Origin of the sequence: Umezawaea endophytica (assembly GCF_025061645.1) — a bacterium.
Classification (GTDB): Bacteria; Actinomycetota; Actinomycetes; order Mycobacteriales; family Pseudonocardiaceae; genus Umezawaea; species Umezawaea endophytica.
The window spans coordinates 233,877-244,584 of sequence record NZ_JANYMP010000016.1; the positions used below are offsets into that span (position 1 = coordinate 233,877).

The 10,708-nt window shown below is 71.6% G+C and carries 13 protein-coding genes; 2 read left to right on the top strand and 11 right to left on the bottom strand.

The window, feature by feature from the left end:
- Positions 1 to 50: 50 nt before the first annotated feature.
- The 10 genes from NZH93_RS30165 to NZH93_RS30210 form a co-directional block, all read right to left on the bottom strand.
- Complete coding sequence (locus NZH93_RS30165) at positions 51 to 821, bottom strand: IclR family transcriptional regulator domain-containing protein (RefSeq protein ID WP_259626627.1); 771 nt, start codon at positions 819 to 821, stop codon at positions 51 to 53.
- Complete coding sequence (pcaC, locus tag NZH93_RS30170; protein WP_259626628.1) at positions 818 to 1,186, bottom strand: 4-carboxymuconolactone decarboxylase; 369 nt, start codon at positions 1,184 to 1,186, stop codon at positions 818 to 820. Before pcaC ends, NZH93_RS30165 begins: the two co-directional genes overlap by 4 nt.
- Positions 1,186 to 1,956, bottom strand: a complete 771-nt coding sequence (pcaD, locus tag NZH93_RS30175) for a 3-oxoadipate enol-lactonase (protein ID WP_259626629.1) — start codon at positions 1,954 to 1,956, stop codon at positions 1,186 to 1,188. Before pcaD ends, pcaC begins: the two co-directional genes overlap by 1 nt.
- On the bottom strand, positions 1,953 to 3,305 hold the full coding sequence (gene pcaB, locus NZH93_RS30180) for a 3-carboxy-cis,cis-muconate cycloisomerase (protein ID WP_259626630.1): 1,353 nt from the start codon (positions 3,303 to 3,305) through the stop codon (positions 1,953 to 1,955). The genes pcaD and pcaB overlap by 4 nt, the downstream gene beginning before the upstream one ends.
- Positions 3,280 to 3,840, bottom strand: coding sequence for a protocatechuate 3,4-dioxygenase subunit alpha (pcaG, locus tag NZH93_RS30185; RefSeq protein WP_259626631.1), 561 nt, complete (start codon positions 3,838 to 3,840; stop codon positions 3,280 to 3,282). The genes pcaB and pcaG overlap by 26 nt, the downstream gene beginning before the upstream one ends.
- Entirely contained in the window at positions 3,833 to 4,564 is a 732-nt protein-coding gene (gene pcaH / locus NZH93_RS30190) for a protocatechuate 3,4-dioxygenase subunit beta (protein ID WP_259626632.1), read from the bottom strand. Before pcaH ends, pcaG begins: the two co-directional genes overlap by 8 nt.
- Before the next feature lie 10 nt (positions 4,565 to 4,574).
- Positions 4,575 to 5,297 carry a CoA-transferase subunit beta gene (locus tag NZH93_RS30195; protein ID WP_259626649.1) on the bottom strand — a complete coding sequence of 241 codons (723 nt, stop codon included), beginning with the start codon at positions 5,295 to 5,297 and terminating at the stop codon, positions 4,575 to 4,577.
- Between the two features lie 20 nt (positions 5,298 to 5,317).
- Entirely contained in the window at positions 5,318 to 6,115 is a 798-nt protein-coding gene (locus tag NZH93_RS30200; protein WP_259626633.1) for a CoA transferase subunit A, read from the bottom strand.
- Between the two features lie 133 nt (positions 6,116 to 6,248).
- Entirely contained in the window at positions 6,249 to 6,788 is a 540-nt protein-coding gene (locus tag NZH93_RS30205) for a ClpX C4-type zinc finger protein (protein WP_259626634.1), read from the bottom strand.
- A complete protein-coding gene (locus tag NZH93_RS30210) occupies positions 6,778 to 7,449 on the bottom strand; it encodes a hypothetical protein (protein WP_259626635.1) in 672 nt (223 codons plus the stop codon). Before NZH93_RS30210 ends, NZH93_RS30205 begins: the two co-directional genes overlap by 11 nt.
- 721 nt (positions 7,450 to 8,170) lie before the next feature.
- On the opposite strand from NZH93_RS30210, the gene NZH93_RS30215 reads away from it, so the two are divergent.
- Complete coding sequence (locus NZH93_RS30215; protein ID WP_259626636.1) at positions 8,171 to 8,326, top strand: hypothetical protein; 156 nt, start codon at positions 8,171 to 8,173, stop codon at positions 8,324 to 8,326.
- A gap of 243 nt (positions 8,327 to 8,569) precedes the next feature.
- On the opposite strand, the gene NZH93_RS30220 is transcribed toward NZH93_RS30215, so the two are convergent.
- Complete coding sequence (locus NZH93_RS30220; RefSeq protein ID WP_259626637.1) at positions 8,570 to 10,039, bottom strand: PP2C family protein-serine/threonine phosphatase; 1,470 nt, start codon at positions 10,037 to 10,039, stop codon at positions 8,570 to 8,572.
- A 103-nt stretch (positions 10,040 to 10,142) separates the two neighbouring features.
- On the opposite strand from NZH93_RS30220, the gene NZH93_RS30225 reads away from it, so the two are divergent.
- On the top strand, positions 10,143 to 10,708 hold a 566-nt coding region (locus tag NZH93_RS30225), incomplete at its 3' end, for a HAMP domain-containing protein (RefSeq protein ID WP_259626638.1).

A 10,708-nucleotide genomic window follows, 5' to 3' on the forward strand; every position in this document is an offset into this window, starting at 1 on the left:
CCGGTCAATGGGAGCGCTCTCACGGTTAGGTCACGGTCGTGACGACGGCGTTACCGGCGCAGGTCGTCCTGAATGGCCGCGGCCGTCGAAGTCAAGTGCGGCAGCAGGTCCTCGCGAATCGTCCCGGCGTCGCCCCGACCGGCGTGCGCGGACACGTTGACCGCGGCGACGACAACGCCGTCGGCACGGCGGATGGGCACCGCGATGGACCGCAGGCCCTCCTCCAGCTCCTCGTCCACGAGGGACCACCCCTGCTCCCGGACCAGCCGCAGCTCGTCGCGCAGCAGCACCGGGTCGACGATCGTGTTGCGGGTCAACGGCCGCAGCCGCACCGACGCGAGGTAGGCCTCCAGCCACTCCCCCGGACGGCTCGCCAGCAGCACCCGGCCCATCGCCGTGGCGTAGGCGGGGAACCGGGTCCCGACGCTGATCGACACGGTCATGATCCGCTTGGTCGGCACCCGCGCCACGTACACCACGTCGGAACCGTCCAGGATGGACACCGACGACGACTCGTGGACGGTCGCGACCAGGTTCTCCAGGTGCGGCAGGGCGATCTCGGGCAGCCCGAGCCCGGACAGGTAGGCGTACCCGAGCTCCAACACCTTGGGGCGCAACGTGAACAGCCGCCCGTCGGTACTCATGTACTCCAGCTCGACCAGGGTGCGCAGGAACCGCCGGGCGGCGGCCCTGGTCAGCCCGGTGCTGCGGGCGACCTCGCTCAGCGTCAGCTCCGCGTTCTCGGCGTCGAACGCCCTGATGACCGACAGCCCCCGCTCCAGCGACTGCACGAAGTCGGCGGAGCGCCCCTGCCCGGTCACGGCTCCAACGAGGCGAACGCCCGCTGCGCCACGGCGAACGCCCGGTTGGCGGCGGACACCCCGGCGTAGACGGCGACCTGGAGCAGCACCTCGCCGATCTCCTCGCGGGTCAGGCCGTTGCGCAGGGCCGCCTTGACGTGCATGGCCAGCTCGTCGTCGTGGTGCAGGGTCGCGAGCATCGCCAGCGTGATGCACGACCGCGTCCTGCGGTCCAGCCCCGGCCGGGTCCACACCTCGCCCCACGCGTACTCGGTGATCAGCCGCTGGAAGTCCGCCGTGAACTCGTCGGTGCGCTCCACGGCCCGGTCGACGTGCTCGTCGCCGAGCACTTCCCGGCGGACCTCCATGCCCTCCTCGAAGGACATCAGCGGGCCCCCGCGGTGGTCAGGTGCCCGTGCAGGATGACCGACACGGCGTCGGCCGCCTCGACGTTCGCCAGGTGGGCCGCGTCGCCGACGACGTACAGCTCGGCGTCCGGGATCGCCTCGGCGATCACCCGCAGGAACTCGGTCGGCGTCGCCTCGTCCTGCGCGGCCGCGATCACCACGGTCGGCGCCTGGATCGCGGGCAGCAGCGGCTCCAGGTCCAGCACCGCGAGCGCGTCGCAGATCCCGGCGTAGCTCTCCGCGTCGACGCCCGCCAGCGCGTCCCGGTAGCCCTCCACGAGGTCGGGGTCGCGGTCCGCCATGGCGTGGGTGAACCACCGGCCCACGACCGCGTCCGCGATGGCCGCCGTCCCGGACTCCCGCACAGTCGCCGCGCGGTCGCGCCACGGCTGCGGGGACGGGAACGACGCGGTCGTGCAGCACAGGGCCAGCCGGTCGACCCGTTCCGGCGCGTGGCCCGCGAGCCACATGCCGATCATGCCGCCGAGCGACAGGCCGCAGTACGAGAACCGTTCCACGCCAAGGGAATCGGTCAGTTCGAGGACGTCGTCGCCGAGGTCGTCGATGGTGAACGGCCCGGTGGCGGTAGGACTGCCGCCGTGACCGCGGTGGTCGTAGCGGAGCACCCGGAAGAACTCGTGCAGCACGGGGAGCTGCGGCTCCCAGAGCGAGGAGGTCGTGCCGAGTGAGCTACCCAGCACCAGCACGGGCGCGTTCTCCGGCCCGCTCAGTTCGTAGTGCAGTCTCACCGCTCCGCCTTTCGTTGGTGTGCGACCAGCGCGCGGTCCACGAACGCGGCCGCACTACCGACGTACCCCGACGGGTCCAGTGCCTCACCAATCTCGTCGGCTGACAAGTGCTCTTGGACCCTGAAGTCGGCGAGCAGCGCGTCCAGCAGGCTCGACCCGGTCGCCACCGCCTCGCGGCAGACCTCGGCGACGAGGTCCTGCGCCTCGCTCCGGCCGAGCGCGGGCGCGAGCCGCGTCGACACGTTCTCCGCGAGCGGGAGACCACCGGTGAGGTCCAGGTTGCGGCGCATCACCTCCGGGTGGACCTCCAGCCGTGCCAGCAGCTCCCACGTCCCGTGCACCGCGCCGCCGACGAGCCTGAGCAGGTCGGTGGAGGTCTCCCACTCGGCGTGCCAGCCCCCGGCGGCGCGCTCGTGCTCGTGCGCCATCGACGCCAGCACGGTCGCGACGAGTCCGGGGACCCGCTTGGCCGCCGCGGTCACCAGCACGGCCCGCACCGGGTTCCGCTTGTGGGGCATGGCCGACGACGTGCCGCCGTCGGCCTCCTCCACCTCGCCCACCTCGGTCTGGGCCATCAGCAGGACGTCCTGCGCGATCTTGGCCAGCACGCCCGCCGCGGACCCGAGCGCGCCCGCCAGCTCGGCGAAGCGGGTGCGGTCGGTGTGCCACGGGAGCACCGGCGCCACCAGGCCCAGCTCGTCGGCGAGCCGGTCGGCCAGCGACGCGCCTGCGGTGCCGAGCGGGGCCAGCGTGCCCGCCGCTCCCCCGAACTGCACGGCCAGGCGTTCGGCGCGCACGGTGGACAGCCGCTCGCGCGCCTCGTCGACGGCCACCAGCCAGCCCGCGCACTTGAGCCCGAACGTGGTGGGCACCGCCTGCTGCCCCAGCGTCCGCCCGGCGATCAGCGTGTCGCGGTGCCGGACCGCCAGCCGCTCGCACTCGTCCGCGACCCCGGCCAGCCCGTCCAGGATCGGCCGCAGCGCCCGGAACGCGACCAACGACGCCGCGGTGTCGAGCACGTCCTGGCTGGTCGCGCCGTGGTGCACGTACGCCCGCGCGTCGGCGGGCACCACGTCGACCAGGTCGCGCACCAGCGGCACCACCGGGTTGCCCGACGCCGTGGCGCGGGCTCCCAGCGACGCCGGGTCGAGCACGGCGGAGTCGATCGCCGCCACGATGGCGCGCGCGGCGTCCACCGGCACGATCCCCGCGTGCGACTGCACGACGACGAGCGCGCGTTCGAAGTCGAGCATGGCGCGCAGCCACGCCCGGTCGCCCAGCTCCGCGTCGACGATCGGGTCGCCGAACAGCGGGCGGAACAGCTCAGAGGTCGAAGAAGACGGTTTCATCGTCGCCTTGGAGGTGGATGTCGAAGCGGTAGCCGAACGGGGCCGGGTCCGCGATGAGGGTCCGGCGCCGCGCCGGGTCGGGGATCGAGAGCAGCACCGGGTCCTCGGCGTTGCCCGGCTCGTCGGCGAAGTAGATCCGGGTCACCAGCCGGACCAGCATCCCCCGGCAGAACACCGAGACGTTGAGGTGCGGCGCCTGCACGCCGTCCTCGGCGGGCAGCGGGCCGGGCTTGACCGTGCGGACGCGGAACCGGCCGCCCTCGTCGGTGGGGCACCGGCCGAAACCGCGGAAACCCTCGCGCGCCACCGCTCCGCGCGGGTCGGCCGGGTGGTCGAAGCGGCCGTCGGGGTCGGCCTGCCAGACCTCGATCAGCGCGTCGGGCACCGGCTCGCCCGCGCCGTCGAGCACCTTGCCGATGACGTCGAACGCCTCCGGCACGTCCTCGTCGACGATCAGGTGGCCGTCCTCCCACGGCAGGCCGATCGCGAAGAACGGCCCCACGGTCTGGGACGGGGTGGTCTGCGTGTCACTCATCGTCGTGGTCCTCCTCGTCCTCGAACGGCGTCGGGTCGCTGCCGCGCAGGACGATGTCCCAGCGGTAGCCCAACGCCCACTCGGGGACGGTGCTGTCGAGGTCGAAGTCGGCGACCATCGCCCTGCGAGCAGCGGGACGGGCCGAGTTGAAGATCGGGTCCTGGTCGAACAGCGGATCTCCGGGGAAGTACATCTGGGTGATCAGCCGCTGGGTGAACGCGGTGCCGAACACCGAGAAGTGGATGTGCGCCGGACGCCAGGCGTTGTGGTGGTTCTTCCACGGGTACGCGCCGGGGGCGATGGTGATGAACCGGTAGTCGCCGTCGGCGTTGGTCATCGCCCGGCCGACCCCGGAGAAGTTCGGGTCGAGCGGAGCGGGGTGGCGGTCGAGGTCGTGCCGGTACCGGCCGCCCGCGTTGGCCTGCCAGATCTCCACGAGCGTGTTCGGGATCGGCCGCCCGTCGCCGTCCTTCACCTTGCCGGAGACGACGATCCGCTGCCCCTGCGGCTCCTCGGCGTGCTGGACCGTGAGGTCGTGGTCGTCGCGGCCCACCCGCTCCTCGCCCAGCAGGGGGCCGGTGATCTCACCGAGGCGTTGGGGCAGCAGGACGAGCGGGTGCTTCGGGGCGCGGGCGATGTTCGACCTGTAGTCCGGGTAGGACACCGGTGGGTGCGATTCCGGGTCGGGCCGGTAGTGCGCCAGGCGTTCCGTCTCGGCGGGCACTGGGACTCCTTCAGGCGGTGAGGTCTCGTAGGGCGGCGAGTTCCTGGTCCGTCGGCCGCTCGGTGGTGACCAGGTCCGGCGAGACCCGCAGGTCCCAGCCCGTCTTCGCCTTGGCGGTGGCCAGGTCCACGCCGGGGTGGAGCTGGGTGAGGGTGAGTTCGCAGGTGTCCGGGTCGGGGCGGAGGACACCCAGGTCGGTGATGACGAGCTGGGGGCCCCTGCCCTTGAGGCCGAGCCGTTCGCGGTCGCCCTTGCCGGTGCCGAAGCCCAGGGAGGTCACGAAGTCGACGCGCTCGACGAAGGCGCGCGGGGACTGCCGGACGATCATGAAGACCTCCCGGCAGGACGCCGCGATCTCGGGGGCGCCGCCCGCTCCGGGGAGGCGGACCTTCGGGTCGCGGTAGTCGTCGCCGATGACCGTGGTGTTGATGTTGCCGAACCTGTCGAGCTGGGCTGCTCCCAGGAAGCCGACGTCCACCCGGCCCGGCTGGAGCCAGTAGTTGAAGATCTCCGGGACGCTGACGAGGCTGTCCGCCGAGTCCGCCAGGACACCGTCCCCGATGGACAGCGGGAGCGTGGCGGGCTTGGAGCCGATGGTGCCGGACTCGTAGACGAGGACCAGGTCCGGGGCGTGGGTGCGCCTGGCCAGGTTGGCGGCCGTGCTGGGGAGGCCGATCCCGACGAAGCAGACCGAGCCGTCGGTGAGGGCGCGGGCCGCCGCGACGGTCATCATCTCGTCAGCGGTGTAGTCGGTCACGCGACGCCCTCCAGCCAGGTGCGGAAGGACTCGCGGTCCTTGCTGATCTCGTCCCACCGCTGGTAGTAGTCGTTGTCGCGGGTGGAGTAGTCGTGGGCGTAGGACGGGTGGGCGCCGTTCGGGACCTCGGCGACGTAGTCGACGACCCACGACGGCAGGACCACCGCCCCCGGCCGCGGCTCCAGCTCGTCGACGATCTCCTCGACGGTGACGAGCGACCTCGTGGCGGCCAGCACGGCTTCCTTCTGCACGCCGGTGATGCCCCAGAGCTGGACGTTGCCCTTGCGGTCGGCCCGCTGGGCGTGGATGACGGCCGAGTCGAGTCGCAGCGCGGGAACGGCGGTGAGGACCTCGCCGGTGAACGGGCAGGTGATGGGGGCGATGTTGGCCGTCTGCTTCGGCAGGTCCGTGCCCATGTAGCCCCGCAGCACGGCGAAGGGGAGGCCAGACGCCGCCGCCACGTACCTGTTGGCCATGCCCGCGTGGCTGTGCTCCTCGAGTTCGAGCGGGGTGGGCCAACCGTTCTGGACCGCGTCCCGGAAGCGGTGGAGCGAGCCGACGCCGGGGTTGCCGCCCCAGGAGAAGACCAGCTTCCGGGCGCAGCCCGCGCCGATGAGCTGGTCGTAGATGACGTCGGGGGTCATGCGGACGAGCGTGAGGTCGCGCCTGCCCTGCCGGATCACCTCGTGGCCCGCCGCGAAGGGGATCAGGTGGGTGAAGCCTTCGAAGGCGACCGTGTCCCCGTCGTGGACGACCTGGGACACGGCCTGCGCCAGTGGCGCGATGGTGGCCATGGGGGTGCTCCTCGATGCGTGCGCTACGACCCGCGTGTTCGCACAGCGAACATGTATCCGTAGAGCGAACAATACTCGGAGCCTGTCGGGTCGGCCAGACCTCCATCCACTCAGTGGAAGACCCGTCGGCGGATCAGCCGGACTGCGCCGCGATCACCTCGGCGCTGAACCGCACGCACGCGTCGCAGATCTTGACACCCGGTCCCGCCACGAGCCGCGCGGAGTCGGCGGCTCCCCTGCCGCAGAACGAGCAACTGAACCCGCTGGTGGAGGGCACCGGGTCGACGTGCGACGGGCCGTGCGCCGCGTCGGCCTCGCCGAGCACCCGACCGCACAGGTCGACGCAGCCGTCGCAGATGAACACCCCCGGCCCCGCCACCAGGCTGCTCACCTCGGTCTTGGCCGCGCCGCAGAACGAGCAGACGAGGTCCGCCCCCACCTTCCGCCGCGGCTTCCACCCCTCGGTGCCGCCCGCTTCCTCGATCATCTGGTGCACGCGCTGGTGGCTCACGTCCAGCGCCTCGGCGATCTCCCGCATCGACCCACCGGCCAGGTGCAGGTGCCGGACCGCCCGGTGGTAGTCGGCCTTCACCACCTCGGCCCGCCCCACCGCCTCGAACCACTCGGAGGCCGCCGCGCGCGCGGCCCGCAGCAACCTCTCGTCAAGCCCCACCGGTCGAGGCCACCACCTTCGCCGTCAACTCGCCCACCGCGCGGCCCAGCAGGTCCTGCTCGTCGTCGGGCAACGACCGGCTCGCGTGCACCATCTGCGCGGCCGTGAGCAGCCGCGTCCAGTCCTCGGCGGTACCGAGGTTGCCCAGGTGCGCGGGCAGCAGCAGGCCCAACGCCTTCAGGTCGGCGCGAGCGCACAGCTTCGCCACCAGCACCTCCAGGTCGGCGGGCCCGGCCAGGTCGGACCGACCGGTCGACCGCAGCCCCTCCGCAACCGCGAACCGGATCCCGTCCCCGTAGGGCCCGGCGGGCACGTCCGCGACGCGGTCGGCGGCGGCCAGGTAGTGCCGCCGGGCCTCGTCGGGGTCGCCGAGGTCCCGCTGCGCACGGGCGATGTTCAGGTGCAACGACGGGTAGAACCCGCGCACCCGCTCGTCACCCACCGCGTCGGCTCGGTCCAGGCACACCACGTTCCAGCGCAGGACGTCCTCGGGGGTGCCCTGGTGCCGCGCGACGTAGTGCGCGGCGACACACGCCTCGTAGTCGTCACCCGCCGCGTCCCACGCTTCGAGGAAGAGCCTCTTCGCCTCCTCGGGCCGCCCGGCGGCCTCGGCCCGCATGCCTTCGCCGCACAACCGCACGACGGTGTTGTCCGGGTCCATCCCGACCACCTCCAGACCGTCCAGCGTAGCTAGACGGAAAGGGCGGCGTCTATGGGTGCTAGACGGTCAGCAGGGTGGTGTCCTCGAGTCGGCCGTGGTGCCTCACGAGATCTGGAACGTCACTGAGAGCAACAGCGCGCATAAGGACACCACTGTGGACATTCCCATCCGAGATAACTCGATCGAATGCGAGAAGCAGCAACTTTCCGCTGTTCTGCGGAAAGCGGTCCACCGCAAGGAAATCTGCACATCCGACACCATCGGGGCGTGCCAGACTCACCGAAGTCACTGTAGGTAACGACAAACGGGCCGTTGTTGTCGACGAGCGGTAGTTCGCTATCCAGACAGGTGAACTTTGCCCACCAGGAAGCAGACGCACCGCAGACCGCTTGCCGACCGTATCCACCGGTCGCCGCCTGGAAATGATCTTGAAATCCCGGCCCGGCTTTCGATGACAACCATGTCACCGCACAGGCGCACATCGTTCGACCAGGTCAGACCCGTGGCCACTCGACGCTCCGGGATTTCGCCACAGACCAAGGGGTCTGTCGCGGGGTGAGGCGTGATTCCGCCCGACCTGGTTAGCTGATCACGACCGCCTGGACCACTGGTCCGAGCGGTGCACCAGGACTGTTCACCAGCCACACGTTCCTCGTCCCGACTCCGATCGGGTCGGGACGACCGGCGCCCCCCGCGAAGATCAGCCGGTGCGAGGTGAACGGTGGACACCCCTGGAAGAGGGGACGATGAGCAGCGCGATCCGGAATCGCGACGTGAGCCCGGCTGGAGCGCCAACTCCGGCCGGCTCGTCATCGTCCTGTCGTGCTTGACCGAGGTCATCCAGTTCGTGAGCGCGATCCTGGACCTGGTCAGCTAGCCCGCGACCGGGTGGTACGCGATCCGCGTGCCACCCGCTCTCAAATTCTTCCGGCCCGCACCTGCACATCGCGGAGCCGGTGGAATTCGTTTCACCAACAAGGCAAATGTAGCAGCCCCGGTTCGTCCACGCCGGAGGGCGATCGTGATCCACATCAGGAGAACCGCAGCTCACAGCTATTTCCGGCGCGAAACGAATTCACCTGGTCGTGAGTGGGTATTCCACCTCACCTCATCGAACGAGTCAGCCCGACGGCACGGCCTGGACGGCCAACAGGGTGATGTCGTCGTGTTCGGACGGGCCGAGCCAGTCGAAGACCGCGCGGCGGACGGTGTCGATGGTGGCGTCCGCTCGTTGGCCCGTGCACTCGGCGAGCACCGCTTGCAGGCGTTCCTCGCCGAACAACTCCTCGCGGTTGGACTCCGCGCGGGCCTCGGTGATGCCGTCGCTGTAGAGCAGGAGGGTTTCGCCGGGTTTCACCGTGACCGTCGTCTCCTGGAAGCGGACGTCGGTCAGGACGCCGACGATGCCGCCCCTGGCCACCACCTCCTCCACCGTGCCACCCGCGTGCAGCAGCATCGGTGGTGGGTGGCCGCCCGAGGCGAGGGTGAGGTGGAGGCCGCCGTCGTCGGCCTGCACGAGGGTGCCCACGACCAGGGTGGTGAAGAGCTTGCTGCCCGCGGCGACCAGCGCGGCGTTGAGCAGGTAGAGGAGGTGCGCCGGGCGCTGCTCCACCAGGAGGAGGGTGTGCAGGGACCTGCGCACGCGTCCCGAGTGGACGGCCGCTTCGAGGCCGTTGCCGCAGACGTCGCCGAGGACGAAGGTGGCGCTGCCGTCCTCCCGCAGGTGGACGTCGTAGAAGTCGCCGCCCACCTCCGCCCGCCTGGCCGCCGGGTGGTACGCCGTGGCCAGCAGGGTGCCGGGGACGTCCGGCAGCGGCTTGGGCAGGAGGTCCGCGCGGAGCACGTCCACGACTCTGGACTGCTCGCCGTGGCGGATCGCCGCTTCCAGCGCGCGGGCGGCGTGGTCGCCGTAGCGGCGGATCGCGTCGATCTCGGCGGCGGTGAACGGGCCGCCCGGCACCCGGCGGACCACGACCAGCGCGCCGAGCGAGGTGCCGCCCTTGACGAGGGGCACGGCGTGGGCGTGGCCCGGTTCGCCGAAGTCGACCGGGAGGTCCGGAGTGGATTCACGGCCGAACACCGCGTGCGGCACGGCGCCGTCCAGCACGTCCAGCAAGCCGGTGACCAGGCCCGCGGACTGGCGGGTCGTGCGGGCGCGGACCACCTCCGTCGTGCCCTTGGCGCCGTACCACCACTCGACCCTGCCGCGCGGGGCCGGGACGATCACGGCGCACTGGTCGGCCAGGTGGGCCAGCGCCAGTTCGACGACGGCCTTCAGGGTGTCGGCGCGGTCCGTCGCCGAGGCCAGCCGGTTCAGTGCCTCGTCCAGGAACGCCCGGTCCCAGCCGGCCGGGGTGTCCAGGTAGCAGGCCGTCCAGCCGTCGCCGAGCGCCTGGCGACGGGCCGGGGTGGTCAGCGGCGTGCCTGGTCGGAGGGCCGGGTGGAGGGTCGTCGCCGCCGGGTTGAGGACGGCGATCACGTCGTCTTCGTCCACGATGGCCACCGCCTCGCGGAGGCCGTCGACCAGGCGGCGCCAGGCGGGCAGCGCGATTCCCGGTGCCTCCGTGTCCACACGGTGCCCCTGGGCCATCGGGTGCGCTCCTGGAGTCGGGGTCGGTGGTGGCGGGTCTTCAACTTATCGGACCGGCTCGTGGGAGGCTTGGGGTAGATCGCCGATTCTCGCGGAGGCTGTAGTGACGACGGGGCTGGACGACACCGACGTGACGGGCGACGCGGCGCTGGAGCGCGTGCTCGCCGCGATGCGGGACATGCGCGACGGCAACTTCCGCCGCAGGCTGGTGCCCGCGGGCGGTGGCGTGGCCGCGGAGCTGGCCACCGTGTTCAACGAGATAGCCGGGCGCAACCAGTGGCTGGTCGGTGAGCTGGTGCGGGTGCGGCAGGCCGTCGGGCAGGAGGGGCGGCTGGACGAGCGGATCGCGCCGGACGACGGTCAGGCCGGGTGGGCGATGGCGGTCGACTCGGTGAACGGCCTGCTCGAAGACCTGATGCGGCCGACGACCGAGCTGAGCCGGGTGCTGGCCGCGGTCGCGGACGGCGACCTGTCGCAGCAGATCCAGGTCACCGCGCGCGGTGACCTGGCGGCGCTGGCCGAGACGTTCAACTCGATGACGGCGACCCTGCGGACGTTCGCGGGCGAGGTCACCCGCGTGGCGCGCGAGATCGGCACCGACGGGCGGCTGGGCGGGCAGGCGGAACTGCCGGGCGTGGCGGGCATCTGGAAGGACCTGACCGACTCGGT